Below are 17965 nucleotides of genomic sequence, written 5' to 3' on the forward strand. Positions count from 1 at the left end.
TGCACGATCACCGATCACGGCCATACCATTCATCCCGCCGCATCAGCTGGTCATATTCCGCATAGGGCGCATATTCGGGCACCAGTTTCGCGGTGAACGGCGCGTCGCCCGTCAGCCACTGGCCCGCCGCCTCGGCAAAGTTCGCCGCAGCGATGGAGACGAATTCATCCGTCCGTATCCGCTCGCGCTTGCCATCCGGGTCGACCGGCGTGGCGATATAGCCCAGCCCCTCGCGCCCGCGGCCCAGCGACCAATATTCAAAGCCGCCCGCCTTGCCCGCCACGCCCTCGAACCCGCCCCGCTCGGCGATCAGGCCGAGCAGGCCCAGCTGCAGGCTGAACCCCTCGCGCACCGCCGTGGTAGAGGGTGGCTTGCCGGTCTTATAATCGATCACCACCAGCGATCCGTCCGCATCCTTGTCGATCCGGTCGAACCGACCGGTCAGCGTCACGCCCGCCAGCTTGGCCTCGCCCTTGCCCTCGGCGCTCAGGACATGACGGCCCTCGCCAGCCTTGGCGGCGACCTCGGCCGCGATCCAGTCGATCGCCTCGATCAGCCGGGGCTGCCACAGCGCGCGCATCATCGGATGGGTGTTCTGGTCGCGCAGCATCGCCAGCGCGCGCGGGCGTAGCGCCTCGACGTTGCAGCGATCCTCCTTCCACCACATCTCCAGGATGTCGTGGACGGCGGTGCCGCGCCACGCCGCACTGGGATCGGCATCGACCGGGTCGAGCGGCGACAGGCGCAACACCCGGCGGGCGTAAAAGGCGTAGGGGTCGGCCTTGAGGCGGTCGACCTCGGTCACCGAAATCACCGTCGGGCGAAGCGCAGCGGGCGGCTTGGGCGCGGGTCGATCGACCGGAGCGTACTCGTTCGGCCGGTCGAGCTCGACCGCCCAGGCGGCCAGGCTCGGATGCGCCTCGAACCGATCGCCCGCCATCGCCTGAAGCCGCAGCCAGAAACGCGAGGCCAGGGTCGGCCCGCTCGCATCGCGGAGCGCGCGGGTCAGGATCGCGCGGGGTGCGCCCATTGCCTGCGCGAGATCGTGCGCGGCGATGCCGATCCGCTGCTCCAGCCCGACCAGCCCCAGGAGCGAGCGGATACGCGGCGCCAGCCACGGATCGGGCGCGGGACGGCCTGGCCAGACGCCTTCGTTCAGGCCGCTTGCGATCATCAGGTCGGCGGTCTGCAGACGCGCCTCGATCGGGCCGTAGATGGCGAGACGCGGATGCTGGCCTTCACGCGGGATGGCGCGGATCGCAATTTCGTCGAACAGGCTGCGCAGCAGACCCGGCAGCTCGGCCGGATCGACCCGGGCGGGGCCATGATCGGCCTGTTCCTCATAACCCGCCAGGAACTCGGCCGCCGCGCGACCGGCGGGACCGGTCCACAACGCATCGCCGCACAGCGTCTGCCCACACTCGCGCAGACAGGCGAGCAGCCCGCGCAACGACTGCGGCCCGTCGCCAAAGGTGCGGCCCACCGCCTCCAGCATCGGCGCGGCCTTGGCCCAGAAAGCGGAGGCGGTCGGCTTGTCAGCGACATGCGCGGCGATACCGTCCAGCCCCGGCGCGGGGCGCGGCCCGCGCAGCGCCCGGTCGAGCGCACGGACGCCGTCGAGCCATTCCACCCGCTCCATCTCGCCCCGGATCAGCGGGTGCTTGAGCAAGGCGAGCAGCGGCAATGGCGCGAAATGCTGCGCCGCCGCTTCGGCCAGTTGCAGCAGGAAGGTGCCCGGCAACAGGATCGACAAGGGCCGCCCCGCCGTATCGTCGATCAGGATGTTCCAGCGCCGACAATGCGCCGCCACCCGCCGCGCCAGCGCTCGGTCGGGCGTGACCAGAGCGGCGGTGCGCCCCGGCTCCTCGACCGCCTCGCGCAACGCCAGTGCGATGGCCTGCGCCTCTTCCGCCGGGGTGGCGAGTTCGATGGTGGAGACGCCCGACAGCCGCCGGTCTTCGGCAGGCAGGTCGGTCCATTTGCCGGTAAAGTCGGCCGGGGCCATGGCATTGGCGATGGCCCGCCCGCGCGCGGAGCCCGCATCATAATCACCACCACCGCGCCACACCGTCACCTCGCCCCGCGCGACGCTCATCCGGTCGAGCAGCAGCTTCAGTGCATATTGCGGGTGGGTCTCGACCGACCGGCGGGTGCGGCCTGTCTGGGGATCGGGCTTGTGCGGGCCCAGCGAATCCCACTCCTCGTCGGGCATGGTCAGGTCCAGCCCGGCGAACACCACCGATCCGCCCGGCATCTCCGACACGCAGCGCAGCAGCCGCGCGACCGCCGGCGCAGTATCGGTGACACCCGCCGCGCAGACGAACCCGGCGGGCTGCGCCTCCCGCCACCGCGCGGCAACCCGGTCGAGCAACAGGGTTCGCCGCCGCGCCGCATCGATCCGCCCCATCTTCGCCAACACGGCGGGCCAGCGATCGAGTACCACCGAAAAGGTCGCCAATGCCGACTGCCAATGCTCGGTCAGCTCAGGGCCCAGGTCGAGCTGGGCCAGTTCCGCCGGATCGACCTCTTCGACCAGCATCTGATCGAGCGTGCGCGCCAGATCGCCCGCCAGCCTGACGGCCTCCGCCGCCGTTACCGGCTGGCCTGACCGCTGCCGCTCCTGCTCGACCAGTCGCGCCAGGATCATGCGTCGCGCGGAGGGCGCGATGGCGGGCGGCGGCGGGGCCTCGGCATCGGCGGGATCGAGCGCGGACCCGGCCGCCTCACCCAGTTCGGGATCGCCCAGCGCCACCATGCGCGGCAGGATCAGGCCGCCGCCGCTCGCGCGCACGAACGCCTCGGTCACCGCGCGGACACCGCGATTGGTCGGCAACAGGATCATGCCCTGCGCCAGCGTCAACGGATCGCCCCCAGTGCGCCGCATCAATCCGGCGACCAGCGCATCGGCGAACCCGCGATGCGCCGGGATGGTATGGAGCCTCGGGCGGCGGGGTTCAGCCATCCGAGAGGATCAGCTCCGTCTGCGGAATGGCGCGCGGGGTGCCGACATCGAACCACAGCCCCTGATGGACTTGGCCATAGGCCCGGCCCGCCTCGATCGCGCGGTTCCAGAACAGGTTGGTCGAGAACGGCCCCTCGGGCGCGTCCGCAATCAGGCGCGGGTGCAGGATCTGAAGCCCGGTATAAGAAAAGGGCGCGACCCGATTACGCGCTCGGCGAGCGGTGATCCGGCCATCGGCACCCAGATAGAAATCGCCCTGCCCATCATGGTTATGCGCCCGCGCCAGCGGCACCATCAGCAACAGCGCGTCCATCGTCGCGTCGTCCCATCGCGAGGCGAGCAGGCGGATCGCATCGACCGGCCCGTCGATCCAAAGATTGTCGCTGTTAACGACCAGGATCGGCTCATCGCCCAGCAAAGGCTTGGCCTTGACCAGCCCGCCGCCAGTTTCGAGCAATTGCTCGCGCTCGTCGGAGATGATGACCTCGATCCCCGGAAAACGGTCCTTCAGATGCGCTTCAAGCTGATCGGCAAGATAATGGACATTGACCACCGCCCGCTCGACCCCGGCGGCGACCAGCCGATCGAAGACATGATCGATCAACGGCTTGCCCGCCACCGAGACCAGCGGCTTGGGCCGCGTGGCGGTCAGCGGGCGCATCCGCTTGCCCAGCCCCGCCGCCATGACCATCGCGGTGCGCGGCACCTGGCCCGCAGGGGTCGGGCGGATCGAGAGCTGGCGGGTCATTCGGCCTCTCCCCGGGCGGACAAACGTTGCGGATCACCGCGCAGCTCGGGCGGGACATTATCGTCGAACCAGGCGGCGACCGGGGCGAGCACCGGATGCGTCAGGTCGCGTTCCAGATAGGCCCAGACACGCGGGCACAGCGCGGCATAACGCGGCTTGCCGTCACGCTTCCACAGGCGAGTGAAGATGCCGATGATCTTGGCGTTCCGCTGCGCGCCCAGGACATGATAGGCGTTCAAGAACGCATCGCCCTCGCCGGTCGTGGCCAGATAGCGCTTGAGCATCGCCTCTTCGATCGACGGCTCGACATCGCGCCGCGCATCCTGGAGCAGGGAAACGAGGTCATAGGCCGGATGCCCCGCCAGCGCGTCCTGAAAGTCGAGCAGGCCCAGCGTCCGCCCGGGCCCGACCAGCATCAGGTTCTCGACATGATAGTCGCGCAGCACCGTGACGGGCTTGTCGGCCAGCGCGTGGGCGAACACCTGATCCCAGGCGGCACGATAGCCCTCGACATCGACGTCGAGGCCGACCGCGGGCGTGTACCATTCGGGCAAGAGCGCCGCCTCACGGTGGAGGACGGCGGTGTCGTACGGCGCCAGCCCCTCAGGGGTGTGGTTTCGCAGCGCGGCGAGCAGGTCGACCGCGTCGCTGTAGAGCTTCACCGTCGCGTCGGGATCGCCCTCGATCGCTTCGCGCATCCGGTCGTCGCCGAAATCCTCGATCAGGACGAGGCCGCGCGCTTCGTCGGCACCCAGGATCGTCGGCGCAGCAAATCCCTTGCCGACCAGCCAGCGGGCAATCGCGATGAACGGACGTGGGTCCTCATGCGGCGGCGGGGCATCCATCAGGACGGCCCGGCGGCCCTCCAGCGTCACCCGGAAATAGCGGCGGAACGAGGCATCTCCGGCGAGCGGAGCGATCACCGCCCCCTCCCATCCCATCGTCGTCAGAAAGGCGGCGGCATCCGCCGGCGGGGTCATATCGGCCATCGGTTTTCCCAGCCCGAGGGCACTTGCGCTGTCAAGATGCGTCCGCCGTCCGGGTCCATCGCCAGGGTCAGCGCCAGCGCCTGCGGCCACACTCCCTCGCCCGCCCGGTCGGGCCATTCGACGATTAGCGCGGAGTCCCACAAGGCCTCGTCCAGCCCCAGCTCCTCCATCTGCTCCGGCCCGTCGAGCCGGTAGAGGTCGACATGGAGGACCGGAAACGCCGTCTCGGGCGGGGCATAGGGCTGCACGATCGCAAAGCTGGGGCTCGGGGCCTCCCCGGACAGGCCGAGCGCGGCGAGCAGCCCGCGCGCCAGACTGGTCTTCCCCGCGCCCAGCGTTCCCGTCAGCGTCACGACATCGCCCGGCCGCAGATGCGCGGCCAGGCGGCGGCCGAAATCCTCGGTGGCGGCGGCATCGGCCAGCCGAATCGTCATGGCTTTTCCTTTTCGCTCACGCGCCGGGGCAGTTCGACCGTGACCAGCGTGCCCTCGCCCGGTTCAGACAACAGGGTGATGGTGCCGCCATGCGCCTCGACAAACTGCTTGGCGAGCGGCAGGCCCAGGCCCAGCGCCCGTTCGCCGGTCGCCTTGATCCCCGGCTCGGCAAAGCGATCGAAGGCGCGCGCGACCGAGGCGGCGTCCATGCCCTGTCCGTCATCGGATACCACGATCCGCGCGCGCGCCGAATCGCCGTCGGCATGAAGTAGGATGCGCCCCCCTTCGGGCGTCTGTTCGACCGCGTGGCGGAGCAGATGTTCGATAGTCTCCTGCAACCGCCGACGATCGCCGGTGATGCGCCCCAGCGAGCGCTGGATCTCGACGGCGAAGTCCAGCTTGCGCCGCCCCGCGATCGGCCGGATGGTGTCCGCCGCCGCGCGCGCGACGCGGGCCAGCTCGACATCCTCGCGCGTGATCTCCGCATCCGCCTGGGTCCGGGTCAGGTCGAGCACGTCGTCGACCAGCAGGCCCAGCCGCTCGGTCGATTCCAAAATCGCCTCGACATAGCTCGTCGCGGTGTCGGGCAAGGGCCCGGCGAAACCGCCATGCAGCATCTCGGCAAAGCCGCTGATCGAGGTCAGCGGCGTGCGCAGTTCATAGCTCATATTGGCGACAAACGCGGTCTTCACCTTGTCCGCCGCCTCCAGTGCGTCCGCACGGTCGCGCAGGGCCTGCTCGGCGCGCCTGCTGTCGGTGATGTCGAGCAGGGTGAACAGCGCATTGCCGTCGGGCAGCGGTACGCCCGCAAACTCGAAATGCCGCCCGTCGGCAAAGGCGACACGGCCGCCGCGCTGCTGCCGTTCGAGCGTGGCGGAACGGACCAGATCGACGATCAGGCCAGAGCGACCCGGCGTCGCCAGCCGCTCGGCAATGCGCTCGGCAAAGGTGTCGACACGCGGATGGCTGGTCAGGAAATCCTCCTCCAGCCCCCACAGCGCGCGGAAACGGTTGTTCCACAACTGCAACCGGCCATCGGCGGCGAACACGCCGAGCGCCTCGAACAAATTGTCGAAGGTGGCGGTGCGCACCCGGAGCAGCGTGTCGCGCGCGGAAGCCAGCTGCACCTCCTCGGTCCGATCCTCGAAAATCACGAGCAGGCCGCCATCGGGCAGCGGCTGCGCCACGACGCGCAAGTGCGTGCCGCCGGGCAGGTGCCATTGCTCCTCGATGCCCGTGCCCGCCTGGCGAAACCACTCAATCCGCTCCGCCTTCCAGCCGGGGAAATCGCGGACCTCGGGGCTGCGATTGGCTTCGCGCATCCGCTCGAGGATACGGTCGAACTCCGGGTGATCGGCCAGCCATTCGGTACGCATCGCGAACATGCGGCGGAAGGGCTGGTTGCAGAAGACGAGGCCGCGATCCGGCCCGAAATGCGCCACCGCCGCCGACAGCCGGTCGAGCATCGCGCGCTGCGCCTCGGCGAAACGCTTGGCCCCGGCGCGCGACTGTTCCAGATCCTCGATATCGACCGCGAACCCCGCAATACCCCCGGTCGGCAGCGGCACATCGAAGATGCGCAGGGCCCGGCGCGCGCCATCGATGGTCGCGGGCAGCACCTGTTCGTGGGGCCGCCCATGGTCGCGCGCCGCCGCGGCCCCGGCCAGTGGCCCACCGCGTCCCGACCCCTCGACCAGCTCCAGCCCGCGTCCGACGACATCGGCGGCGTCGCGCCCCTCAACGGCCTCGACATAGGCGCTGTTGACCATGGCGAGCCGCAGATCGGTCCCGCGATACCACATGGGCAGCGGGGCGGCCTCGATCAACCCGGTCAACGCCTGGAACGCATCGCCCAGCCGCCGAGCCTCGGCATCCAGACGCGCGATTTCGTCCTGCGCCTCGGTCATGTCGAACGCCCAGATGACGACCTCGCCCGCCGCGCCTTGATCGGCTGGTGCGCGCGCGCCCTCGAACAGCAAGGTGCGGGTCGATCCCTGCGGGCGGACGACCCGGCGGAAGCGCCGCCCCGTCTTCTGCGCCGCGTTCAGATCGGCGGCGAGCAGCGCCCGGTCCTCCGCCGTCAGCCCGGCATCGTCGCTCGACAGCTCCTCCAGGAACCGCGCCGCATCGATCAGGCCCAGCCAGTCGGCGAGGCGCGGCGGCATCTCCACCCGACCATCGGTACGGATCACCATCGGCTGGGCGGGCCCCGCGCGCATCAGTGCATCGAGCCGGTCGCGCTCCAGCCGGACGGTCGACGCCTCCGACCGTGCGCGGATGCCGAGGAACAGCAGGACCATGCCCAGGATGATGATCCCGCACGCCCCCGCGCCCAGCAGAACCGCCTCGACGTTACCGATCGTGATCATCCGTGAGGGTCTGGGCGAGGACGCTGCATCGGCCCATCTCTAGCGCGATCGGCGGGCGATACGCCATATGCAAGACGTGGCCTTTCCGGCTTCCGCCCATGAAAAAGGGGGCCGCCCTTTCGGACAGCCCCCGATTTTCCTCCGACCGAGGCCGGAAAGCGGGATCAGTAGCGATAGTGATCCGGCTTGAACGGGCCTTCCACCGGCACGCCGATGTAAGCAGCCTGCTTCTCCGACAGCTTCGACAGCTGGACGCCCAGCTTTTCGAGGTGGAGCGCGGCAACCTTTTCGTCGAGGTGCTTCGGCAGGACGTAGACTTCGTTCTTGTAGTTCTCGCCCTTGGTCCACAGCTCGATCTGGGCGAGCGTCTGGTTGGTGAACGAGGCCGACATCACGAAGCTGGGGTGGCCGGTCGCGCAGCCCAGGTTCACCAGGCGGCCCTTGGCCAGCACGATGATCTGCTTTCCGTCCGGGAACTCGACCAGGTCGGTGCCCGGCTTTACTTCGGTCCACTTGTAGTTCGACAGCGCCGCGATCTGGATCTCGCTATCGAAGTGGCCGATGTTGCAGACGATCGACATGGGCTTCATCGCCTTCATGTGATCGGCGGTGATGACGTCGGCGTTGCCGGTCGCGGTGACGAAGATGTCGGCGCGCTTCACGGCCTCATCCATGGTCACGACCTCGAAGCCTTCCATCGCCGCCTGCAGCGCGCAGATCGGGTCGATTTCGGTCACGAGCACACGCGCGCCGCCATTGCGGAGCGACTGGGCCGAGCCCTTGCCCACGTCGCCGAAACCGGCGACCGCAGCAACCTTGCCCGCCAGCATGACGTCGGTGGCGCGACGGATCGCGTCGACCAGCGATTCCTTGCAGCCGTACAGGTTGTCGAACTTCGACTTGGTGACCGAGTCGTTGACGTTGATCGCCGGGAAAGGCAGCTCGCCCTTCTTCGCGATCTCGTACAGGCGGTGAACGCCGGTGGTCGTCTCTTCCGACACGCCCTTCAGGTTCTTGACGGTCTGCGTCAGATAGCCCGGCTTCTTGGCGATGAACGCCTTGACCGAACGCTGGAACTCGACCTCTTCCTCATTCTCCGGGTCGCCGAAGGTCTGGCCGGCTTCGAGCTTGGCGCCCCACAGCGCGAACATGGTCGCGTCGCCGCCATCGTCCAGGATGATGTTGGCGGTCTGACCCTCGACGTCGCCGTCCCAGGTGAAGATGTCGCCGACATAGTCCCAATATTCGGCCAGCGTCTCGCCCTTCACGGCAAAGACGGGCACGCCCGACGCTGCGATCGCGGCGGCGGCATGGTCCTGGGTCGAATAGATGTTGCAGGTCGCCCACCGCACATCGGCGCCGAGCGCGGTCAGCGTCTCGATCAGCACGGCGGTCTGGATCGTCATGTGCAGCGAGCCGGTGATGCGCGCGCCCTTGAGCGGCTGAGCAGCGCCGAATTCGTCGCGCAGGGCCATCAGGCCGGGCATCTCGGTCTCGGCAATCTTGATCTCGGCGCGGCCGAAATCAGCCAGGCTGATGTCCTTGATGACGTAATCGTTCTTGGTGGCGGCAGTCGTGGACACGACGAAACTCCGTGCAAAATGGGGCCGACCAAGACGTGGCGCGCACGCCGATCGGCACGGCGCCCGCCTTAGCGGTGATCGCCTTAGGGATCAAATATAAAGATATCTTTATATGCTTCAGTGTTTCCGCCTTCGGAGCGGCTCAGGCGGTGCCACCGCCCGTCACCAGCAAACGGGGATCGATCCCCGCCGCACCGAACGCGGCCTGCCACCGGTCGTCGGGCGAAACGTCGTACAGCACGTCACCTTCGCCGCGTACAGTAAACCAGCAGCCGGGCTCGCGCAGTTCCTCCTCCAGCTGGCCCGCATCCCATCCGGCATAGCCCAGCGCCACGACCCAACGCTCCGGGCCGCGCCCGTCGGCGATGGCGCGCAGCACGTCGACGGTGCTGGACAGGACCCACAGGCCGCAGACATCGACGCTGTCCTGCCCCTGCCAGTCATGGCTGTGCAGCACGAAGCCCCGGCGCGGCTCGACCGGGCCGCCATAATGGACCGGCGCGTTCGGTGCGTCGCCATGCGGGATCTCGAACTGGTCGAGCAGCGTGTGAAAGCCGATGCCGTCGATCGTCGCGCCCAGCCCGATGCCGAGCGCCCCGCCCTCGTCATGCGCGCACATGGCGATGACGGCATGGTCGAAACGGTGATCGGCCATGCCCGGCATGGCGAGCAGGAATTGGCCGGAAAGATAAGTCAGTTGATCCACGTACCCGACTATAGGGATCACCACGCCCGCTCGCCATGCTTGAAATCGCGGCACGTCCTGCCCCATGAGCGCCCGCGCAAGCCCGGCACCCTGCCGAGGCCTTTTCCCGCAGGACGAAGCATCATGACGATCAAGGTCGGAGACCACATCCCCGCCGCCACGCTGGTCAAGGCGACGCCCGATGGCCCGGAACAGGTCAGCACCACCGATTTCTTCGCGGGCAAGCGCGTCGCGCTGTTCGCGGTGCCCGGCGCCTTCACCCCCACCTGCTCGGCCCAGCATCTGCCGGGCTTCATCGCCCAGGCCGACGCGCTGAAGGCCAAAGGGGTGGACGAGATCGCCTGCACCTCGGTCAACGACGTGTTCGTCATGAAGGCCTGGGGCCAGACCAATGCGGCGAGCGCGATCACGATGCTGGCCGACGGCAATGCTGATTTCGCCAAGGCGGTCGGCCTGACGATGGACGGCTCGAAATTCGGCATGGGCACGCGCAGCCAGCGCTATGCGATGCTGGTCAATGACGGCGTGGTCGAGCAGCTGTTCGTCGAGGCACCGGGCGAGTTCAAGGTCAGCTCGGCCGAGTATCTCCTGGGCGCGCTCTGACGCGATGCTGGCCTGCTCCCGATCCGGCGAAGCGCACGGCCGGTCGGATCGGGGGCGGAACAGCGCTGGCCGTAGCGGCGTTTTCAGCTAACGTGGACGGAAACGAGAGAGGAGCACTGGCCATGACCACCTATGTCCCCCCCGAAAAGCAGGCAGCGCCCAAGAGCTTCACCGAAAAGGCGCAAGGCGCGGCCAAGGCCGCAGGTGGCAAGGTGAAGGAACACCCCTATGCCGCCGCTGGAATCGCCGCGGGTGTGGCCGCTGCGGTCGCGGGTGCCGCGTTCGGCGCGTCCAAGCTGCGCAGCCCTTCGGACGACGAAAACTCCATTCACGGCGCCTGACCCGCGCGCCCAGGCACGCGCGGACGATCCCGGTCGTCCGCGCGCTTGCCACTGTCACAATCAGGGCTTAGCTCTGAACGATGACTCAAGCCGCAACGATCGTCGAGGAACTCGACCGCCTCTATACCGCCTCCGTCACGCGTCTGAAGGAGGCGCTGACACTCTATCTTCGTGATGGCACCACGCCGACGCCGGAAGACCGCGCGCATGGCTGCTTCGCCTACCCGGAAATCCGGCTGATTTATCGCGGCGAAGGCGGCCGCCCTGCCCCGATGCGCTCGTTCGGCCGCCTCGTGTCACCCGGCGATTATCGGATCAGCGTTACCAAGCCCGCCCTGTTCCGGGATTATCTGATCGAGCAACTGACCCTTCTGATCGAGGATTACGATGTTTCGGTCGAGGCGGTGCCCGGCCGTCAGGAAATCCCTTTCCCTTACGTCCTCGACCCCGGCCATGCGCTGAGCCTGGATACGGTGTCGGCGGCCGAGCTGGCACGCTTCTTCCCCGCAACCGAGCTGGCGCATATCGGTGATGAGATCGCCGACGGGCTGTGGATGACCGCCGATGGCAACCGGCCGCTGGCGCTGTTCGACGGGTTGCGCACCGACTTCTCGCTCGCGCGGCTGCGTCACTATACCGGCACCCCGCCCGAGCATTGCCAGCGCTTCGTGCTGTTCACCAACTATCACCGCTATGTTGATGAATTCGTTCGCTGGGGCGCGTCGCAGCTGGGCGAAGGGTCGCGCTTCACTGCCCTGTCGGGCGCGGGCGGCATCGTCATCGAGCGGCCCGAGGATGTCGACAAGATCGTCACCGACAGCGCGTGGCGGCGGCACCAGATGCCCGCCTATCACCTGGTCGCCAAGGACGGCACCGGCATCACCCTGGTCAATATCGGCGTCGGTCCGTCCAACGCCAAGACGATTTGCGACCACCTTGCGGTCATGCGGCCCGAGGCGTGGCTGATGATCGGCCATTGCGGTGGCCTTCGTCCCAGCCAGCGGATCGGCGACTATGTGCTCGCCCATGCGTACCTGCGCGACGATCATGTGCTGGACGACGTGCTGCCTCCCGAAATCCCGGTGCCCGCCATCGCCGAGGTGCAGGTCGCGCTCGCCAAGGCCGCCGAGATCGTCTCGGGACAGTCAGGCGACGAGTTGAAGCGTCGCCTGCGCACCGGCACCATCGTCACCACCGACGACCGCAACTGGGAGCTGCGTTACTCCAAGTCGGCGCTGCGCTTCTCGCTCAGCCGCGCGGTCGGCATCGACATGGAGTCGGCGACGATCGCGGCGCAGGGCTATCGCTTCCGCGTGCCGTACGGGACGCTGCTCTGCGTGTCGGACAAGCCGCTGCACGGCGAGCTGAAGCTGCCAGGCCAGGCCAACCGCTTCTATGAGCGCGCGATCAGCGAGCATATGCGGATCGGCATCGAAACCTGCGAACAGCTGCGTCGCGAGGGCAACAAGCTGCACAGCCGCAAGCTACGCGCGTTCAACGAGCCGCCCTTCCGCTGATCGGCAACCGGGGGCGGGCGCAAGCGTTACGGTGACGAACCGAAGCTGCTTTGTTTTAAATGGGGGATTTCGTCATGGTCGACACCACGGACCCGAAAAAACCACGCCCGCCCCGCCGCCGCGCCACGCCCAAGGCCGCAGGGACGCCTGCCCCACGCAAGCGGCCCGTGGCCAAGGTCGAGCCAGTGACCGACGACGCCATGCCTGCGGTCGAACCGGTCGAGGGCACCGAAACCCCCGCGACCGAGGCCCCGGCCAAGCCCAAGGCTCCGCCCAAGCCCCGCTCGACCAAGCGAACCGCCCCGCGTAAGGCGCCACCGCGCAAGCCCGCCGCGATCAAGCCCGCCCCCGCGCCGGTACTGGGCAAGCATGGGCTGGAAAGGGTCGGCGGCAAATGGGGCGTCGCCTCGATCCTGGGTAGTCTGGCGGCGGCGGCCGGGCTCACCGCAGCGTTGCTGTCGCTCAAGGGAAGCAGCGCAAAGCGGGACAAGGACAGCAAGAAGGATTGATTGCCCTGCCCCCGCTCAGCCTGAACGAGGGTGAGATTTCGGGGCGGGGCGACGCCGTAAGCGGCTATGCCCCATCAAACACCCTCTCCCCAAGCATGGCTTGGGGAGAGGCAGGCCTCACCAACCCTGTGGCTTGCCCTTGTTCTGCTGGTCAAGCCAGACTTTCAGCGGCGCGAAATATTCGACCAGCGCCTTGCCCGACATTTCGCGGCTGCCGGTGAAGACCTGCAAAGCATCTGGCCACGGCTTGGACTGGCCCATCGCCAGCATCGCGTTCAGCTTCTCGCCGACCTTCTTGTTGCCATAGAAGGAGCAGCGGTGCAGCGGGCCCTTCCAGCCCGCCTGATCGCAGGCCGCCTTGTAGAATTGGAACTGGAGCACCCGCGCCAGGAAATAGCGCGCATAGGGCACGCCCGCCGGGATATGGTATTTGGCACCCGGATCGAACTTGGTTTCGTCCCGCGCGACCGGCGGCACCACGCCCTGATATTTCAGGCGCAGGGCATCCCAGCCCGCCTGATACTGGCTGGCCGGGATCTGGCCCGAGAACACGCCCCAGCGCCATTTGTCGATCAGCAGGCCGAAGGGCAGGAACGCCACCTTGTCCATCGCCTGACGCAGCAGCAGGCCGATATCCTTGTCGGCGCTGGGCACCTTCGCGGGATCGAGCAGGCCGATCTTCACCAGATAATCGGGCGTGATCGACAACGCGACGGTATCGCCGATCGCCTCGTGGAAGCCGTCATTCGCGCCGTTCTTGTAGAGGAAAGGCTGGTTCTTGTACGCGCGCTGGTAATAATTGTGGCCCAGCTCGTGATGGATGGTCACGAAGTCGTCGGCATTGACCTTCGTGCACATCTTGATGCGGATATCGTCCAGATTGTCGATATCCCAGGCCGAGGCATGGCAGATGACGTCACGATCGGCGGGCTTCACGATCTGCGAGCGCTGCCAGAAAGTCTGCGGCAGGGGCGCGAAGCCCAGCGAGGAATAGAAACCCTCGCCCGTCTTCACCATCTTGATCGGGTCGTACCCCTTGGCCTTCAGCAACTCGCCGGTGTCGTAGCCGACATCGCCCGCGCCCTTGGGGGCGACCAGGTCATAGATATTACCCCATTCCTGCGCCCACATATTGCCGAGCAGGTCGGCGCGGATCGGGCCGGTCTTGGCCTGCACCGCATCGCCATATTTCTCGTTCAGCTTCCAGCGGACATAGGTGTGCAGCGCCTTGTACAGCGGCTCCAGCTCGCTCCAGATCTTGTCGGTCAGCTGCGCGAACTGCTCCGGCGGCATGTCATAGCCCGAACGCCACAGCGCGCCCGCATCGGCATAGCCGAGTTCCTTGGCGCCCTGGTTCGCGAGGCCGGTCATCTGCGCATAGTCCGCTCGCATGGGCGCACCGACATTGTCGTGCCAGCTGACCCACATCTCCTTCAGCTTGGCCGGATCGCGCTCACTGCCCATCGCGGCCTCGATGTCCGATCCGTTGATCGGCTGGCCGTTCAGCACGCCCTTGCCCTTGCCATAGGAGGAGGACATGCGCGTGGTCAGCATCGACAGCTGCGCCGAAGCACCCGGTGTCGTCGGCGCGGGCAGCGTGATGCCGCCGCGCAGCAGGTCGAGCTTGCGCTTGGTGTCATAGGACAGGCCCGGCAGCGCCTGATAGCGCGCCGCCTGCAGGCCGTAACGGACGGCGAGGTCAGTCATCTCCGCACCCGACGCCGCGGCGAGTGCATCGGTGTCGTCGGTGATATAGGTCGCGTTGACCCAGGCGATCTGCTGCGCGCCCACCGACTTCTCGGCGAGCGTCTTCTCCGCCTCGGCGACGAAGGCGTCGGCCGCCGCGACGGTCGGCGCGGGCTGGGCCGCAGGCGCGGCGGGCGTCGGAGCGGTCTGGGCGTGCGCGGCGCTGGCGAGCGCGAAGGCGAGTACGGTGCCCGACACGGCGGAACGGATCATGCTGGTCCCCTAAAGTCCTGAATCGCCCTCGAAACGGGGCGGATCGCGCGCAGTTGCGCGGCTTTGCCCGCCGCCGTCAAGCGGTGAGGAATTGCGCGATCGCCGCGCCCAGCTCGGGCTTGGTCACCGAACTCATGTGATTGCCGGGAATTTCGACATAGCGGCCGCGCGGCAGGACCTCCGCCAGATCGAGCGCCGCGCCATTGTCGAAATCATCGACCCCCGCCACGACCAGCGCGGGCAGGACGAAGCCCTCGATCGCCGATAGCGGCGTGTCGGCGAAAGTCTGGAGGATATGGAGCAGCGCCACCGGATCGCCGCCCGTCGTCTTCAGAAACGCCTCGGCCATCCATTCCGGCGTGCCGCGCGGATGCTCACCGAGCCGGGTGAGGATATTGGTAAAGTGCTCCACCCGGCGGTCGGTGTGGAGCAGCCCCTCCAGCCCCATGCCCGCAAAGATCGCCTTGCCGGGCTCCGCGCCGGTTGCCAGCATCCGGCTGACCGTTCGCGCGCCCAGCGAATAGCCGCCCAGATCGTAATCGGTCAGCCCCAGATGCTCGATCAGCGCATGGCCGTCGCGGGTCAGCGCGTCCTTGGGGTAGGCGGCGGGATCATGCGGCTTGCCGCTTTCTCCATGCGCGCGCAGGTCGGGCATGATGACCCGGTAACCCTTGGCGGCGATGGCGGCGGCGTGGCCATAGCGAATCCAGTTGGTCTGTGCGTCGGAGAAATAGCCATGGATCAGCACCAAGGGCCGCCCCTCCCCCATCTCGCGCCACGCGATCGGCGTCCCGTCGAAGCTGTCGAAGAAGCGGGTTTCGGGGGTGGTATCGGCCAAGGGTTCGGTCTCCGGTTGGAAGGCGGGGTGGCGGCTTCCTAACGCGGATCGGGCGGAATGTGGACCTTTGTTACGGCCGCAACACCCTAGCCCACATAGATCCCCGCCACCCGCCATTCACCCTTCTCGCGTTCCAGTGTCAGTGTCTCGACGATCGCCGCCGAGGCGCCGAAGCGAGTGGTGAACCGCACCATCCGATAGCCGGCGGGCGGTGCGGGAATATCGTCCTGGCTGAGCAGCGTCCGCGACGCCGTCTTGCCCAGGGGCGTCCGCACCTTTTCCGACGTGGCGGCCCAGACCTGTTCGGTGTTGAGCTGGCGGAAGCTGGTCGTCGTCAGGTGATAGCTGTCGGCCCAGCGGCCCTGGTCGATCAGTTGCAGGAAACGCTGTGCGACCTCCACCACCGCCGGATCGGCGGCCACCGTCGAAGCCGTTTGCGGCGGTGCGGAGGTCATATGGGTAAGGCCACCAAGGGCCAGTAGGCTGAGAGCAAGGGTCATGAGCGTCGCTCCGATGATGATCCGAGGGCGGCGGATGCCGCGCCTCGCGCCGATGTCCGGCGCCGGATCTTCCTGCGTGATCGGGCCCGACCGATCCTCCCCGATTGGCGTGTCCCCGATAGAATCGGGGGGCGGTGGCCGATCCTCGACCTCCAGCAGCATCCGCGCCGCCTCGCGGCTGCTCGACACCGCCAGCTTGCGCCGCGCATCGCGCAGCCGTTCGTTGATCGTATGGACCGACAGGTTCAACTCGCGCGCGATCGACTTGGCGTCATGCCCTCGCACGATCAGGCGCAGAGTGTGCTTCTCCCGCTCGGTCAGCGCCGCAACGCCCGCTTTGCCCTGCATCGTCATGGGGCGAACTATGCCGTGGCGGACCTACGCCGCCACCCTCAAAAAATTGTACCTTGCCCTACCGAAGGTTCCGCCGCTCGACGGGTGAGTCCCTGTGTCATCACATCGCGGCAAAATGGCGGGAATCCGTGCTTTTTTCTGCGGAACTCTGAGTCCCGATTATGGACAAAAGGAGTACAAGCCGGTAGCCGCCGTCCATGGCAGCCGCCCTGTTTCTCCTTCTGGCAGTGATCCTGGCCTTTGCTGGTGGGGGCGGGCCGTGGATGCTGATCGCGACCGTGGCGGCGGCGACGGCGGCGGGTACACGGCTCCCCGATCTCGACACGCCGCTCCAGCTTCAGCATCGCAGCGCGCTGGTGCACAGCGTCCTGCCCTTCTACATCGCGACGCTCGACCTGCGGACCTGGCCGGTCGCGGCGGGACTGGGTTTCGGCGTCGGTTTTCATCTGGCGGCCGATCTGTTTCCCGGCACGATGCGCGGTTTCGCGACGATCAAGATGCCGCTGATCGGCTCGATCGGCGTCTTCCCTTCCTATCTGTGGATAGCGCTCAACGCCGCGGCGAACATGATCGGCGCGCTCGTCACGCTGGAGTGGATCGCCGCCGACCGGGTGGCGGCCTGTGCCCTGGCCGCGACGGGGGTGCTGGGCGCGAACTATCTGCTGCGCGCCAAGGGCGGGCTCTATGCGCTGACCGTGATGATCGGCCTGGGCTGGCTGATGCTGCGATAACGTCGGGGAATTGGCGTTTCGGTTCGATTGCGGTAAGGGCTTCCCCTCTGCCGCCAAGAAGCAGGGCCATCAGGAGCGGATGCCGGACCCTTGACCCGGACCCTCGATGACCGCAGCGACCGCTTCCCCTGCCGAAACCCTGCCGCCCAGCCCGATCGGGCGTCCGCATAGCCTGCTGGAAGACGCCTATGCGATCTTTATCGGCGTGACGTTGCTGATCGTCGGGCTGATGTTCCTGAAGGCGGCGGGGCTGGTGACGGGCGGGATCGCAGGCGTGGCGCTGCTGCTGTCTTATCTGCTGCCATTGCCCGCAGGCGTGCTGTTCACGCTGGTCAACATCCCCTTCTTTCTGTTCGCGCACAAGGTGATGGGCGCACGGTTCGCGGTGAAGACGGTGCTGGTCAATATCGGCATTGGCGTCGCCTCGGCGATCACCCGGGTGTCGGTGCATGTCGACGGGGTGCACCCGGCCTTTGCCGCGCTGGTCGGCGGCACCGTGATCGGCATGGGCATCCTGGCGCTCGCCCGGCATCAGGCCGGGGTCGGCGGCACCGGGGTCATCACCATCTGGCTCTATCGCAAGCGCGGCTGGAATATGGGCATGACCCAAGTCGCGCTCGACGTCGTCATCCTGGCGATGGCGATCCCGGTGGTCTCGGGCCCGCAAATGATGTGGTCGGCGATCAGCGCGGCGGCGATCAGCCTGATCCTCTTCGCCTGGCACCGGCCGGGATTGTATATGGGGCGTTAAATCCTTTTCCTCCCCTTGCAGGGGAGGTGGCAGGCCGTCAGGCCTGACGGAGGGGTGTCGACCTCTCGAAA

At 67.5% G+C, this 17965-nt stretch carries 16 protein-coding genes; 6 read left to right on the forward strand and 10 right to left on the reverse strand.

The genetic code is table 11. The features are described 5' to 3' along the window. Window positions 1-7: 7 nt before the first annotated feature. The 7 genes from addB to SSA01S_RS15445 all read right to left on the reverse strand — a co-directional run bounded on the left by addB (window position 8) and on the right by SSA01S_RS15445 (window position 9791). Complete coding sequence (gene addB, locus SSA01S_RS15415) at window positions 8-2962, reverse strand: double-strand break repair protein AddB (RefSeq protein WP_061781084.1); 2955 nt, start codon at window positions 2960-2962, stop codon at window positions 8-10. Continuing rightward, window positions 2955-3710: a nucleotidyltransferase family protein gene (locus SSA01S_RS15420; RefSeq protein ID WP_061781085.1), complete on the reverse strand. Its 756-nt coding sequence runs from the start codon at window positions 3708-3710 to the stop codon at window positions 2955-2957. The genes addB and SSA01S_RS15420 overlap by 8 nt, the downstream gene beginning before the upstream one ends. Next, complete coding sequence (locus tag SSA01S_RS15425) at window positions 3707-4690, reverse strand: aminoglycoside phosphotransferase family protein (RefSeq protein WP_082795135.1); 984 nt, start codon at window positions 4688-4690, stop codon at window positions 3707-3709. Before SSA01S_RS15425 ends, SSA01S_RS15420 begins: the two co-directional genes overlap by 4 nt. Continuing rightward, the gene (tsaE, locus tag SSA01S_RS15430) at window positions 4687-5133 is read right to left on the reverse strand and encodes a tRNA (adenosine(37)-N6)-threonylcarbamoyltransferase complex ATPase subunit type 1 TsaE (protein WP_061781087.1); all 447 of its coding nucleotides are present in this window, start codon (window positions 5131-5133) and stop codon (window positions 4687-4689) included. Before tsaE ends, SSA01S_RS15425 begins: the two co-directional genes overlap by 4 nt. Further along, a complete protein-coding gene (locus SSA01S_RS15435) occupies window positions 5130-7502 on the reverse strand; it encodes a sensor histidine kinase (RefSeq protein ID WP_061781088.1) in 2373 nt (790 codons plus the stop codon). The genes tsaE and SSA01S_RS15435 overlap by 4 nt, the downstream gene beginning before the upstream one ends. Before the next feature lie 164 nt (window positions 7503-7666). Then, window positions 7667-9085 (reverse strand): adenosylhomocysteinase, encoded by a 1419-nt coding sequence (gene ahcY / locus SSA01S_RS15440; protein WP_061781089.1) that lies wholly within the window; start codon window positions 9083-9085, stop codon window positions 7667-7669. Window positions 9086-9227: 142 nt separating this feature from the next. After that, on the reverse strand, window positions 9228-9791 hold the full coding sequence (locus SSA01S_RS15445) for a YqgE/AlgH family protein (RefSeq protein WP_061781090.1): 564 nt from the start codon (window positions 9789-9791) through the stop codon (window positions 9228-9230). 123 nt (window positions 9792-9914) lie between these two features. Between SSA01S_RS15445 and SSA01S_RS15450 the strand changes: the two genes are divergently transcribed. The 4 genes from SSA01S_RS15450 to SSA01S_RS15465 all read left to right on the forward strand — a co-directional run bounded on the left by SSA01S_RS15450 (window position 9915) and on the right by SSA01S_RS15465 (window position 12761). Continuing rightward, window positions 9915-10394, forward strand: a complete 480-nt coding sequence (locus SSA01S_RS15450) for a peroxiredoxin (RefSeq protein ID WP_061781091.1) — start codon at window positions 9915-9917, stop codon at window positions 10392-10394. 122 nt (window positions 10395-10516) lie between these two features. Further along, window positions 10517-10735: a hypothetical protein gene (locus SSA01S_RS15455; protein WP_061781092.1), complete on the forward strand. Its 219-nt coding sequence runs from the start codon at window positions 10517-10519 to the stop codon at window positions 10733-10735. A gap of 80 nt (window positions 10736-10815) precedes the next feature. Then, window positions 10816-12252 (forward strand): AMP nucleosidase, encoded by a 1437-nt coding sequence (locus SSA01S_RS15460; protein WP_061781093.1) that lies wholly within the window; start codon window positions 10816-10818, stop codon window positions 12250-12252. Window positions 12253-12326: 74 nt separating this feature from the next. Further along, window positions 12327-12761 (forward strand): hypothetical protein, encoded by a 435-nt coding sequence (locus SSA01S_RS15465; protein WP_156477847.1) that lies wholly within the window; start codon window positions 12327-12329, stop codon window positions 12759-12761. A gap of 117 nt (window positions 12762-12878) precedes the next feature. On the opposite strand, the gene SSA01S_RS15470 is transcribed toward SSA01S_RS15465, so the two are convergent. The 3 genes from SSA01S_RS15470 to SSA01S_RS15480 form a co-directional block, all read right to left on the reverse strand. Beyond that, window positions 12879-14720 carry a M2 family metallopeptidase gene (locus tag SSA01S_RS15470; protein ID WP_061781095.1) on the reverse strand — a complete coding sequence of 614 codons (1842 nt, stop codon included), beginning with the start codon at window positions 14718-14720 and terminating at the stop codon, window positions 12879-12881. Between the two features lie 76 nt (window positions 14721-14796). Continuing rightward, window positions 14797-15558, reverse strand: a complete 762-nt coding sequence (locus SSA01S_RS15475; RefSeq protein WP_061781096.1) for an alpha/beta fold hydrolase — start codon at window positions 15556-15558, stop codon at window positions 14797-14799. Window positions 15559-15644: 86 nt separating this feature from the next. Further along, a complete protein-coding gene (locus SSA01S_RS15480; RefSeq protein WP_061781097.1) occupies window positions 15645-16412 on the reverse strand; it encodes a helix-turn-helix domain-containing protein in 768 nt (255 codons plus the stop codon). Between the two features lie 197 nt (window positions 16413-16609). Between SSA01S_RS15480 and SSA01S_RS15485 the strand changes: the two genes are divergently transcribed. Next, window positions 16610-17143 (forward strand): hypothetical protein, encoded by a 534-nt coding sequence (locus SSA01S_RS15485; RefSeq protein WP_058733397.1) that lies wholly within the window; start codon window positions 16610-16612, stop codon window positions 17141-17143. Window positions 17144-17249: 106 nt separating this feature from the next. Further along, on the forward strand, window positions 17250-17894 hold the full coding sequence (locus tag SSA01S_RS15490) for a YitT family protein (RefSeq protein ID WP_058715919.1): 645 nt from the start codon (window positions 17250-17252) through the stop codon (window positions 17892-17894). Window positions 17895-17965 lie beyond the last annotated feature (71 nt).

This window comes from Sphingomonas sanguinis NBRC 13937 (assembly GCF_001591005.1).
Lineage (GTDB): Bacteria > Pseudomonadota > Alphaproteobacteria > Sphingomonadales > Sphingomonadaceae > Sphingomonas > Sphingomonas sanguinis.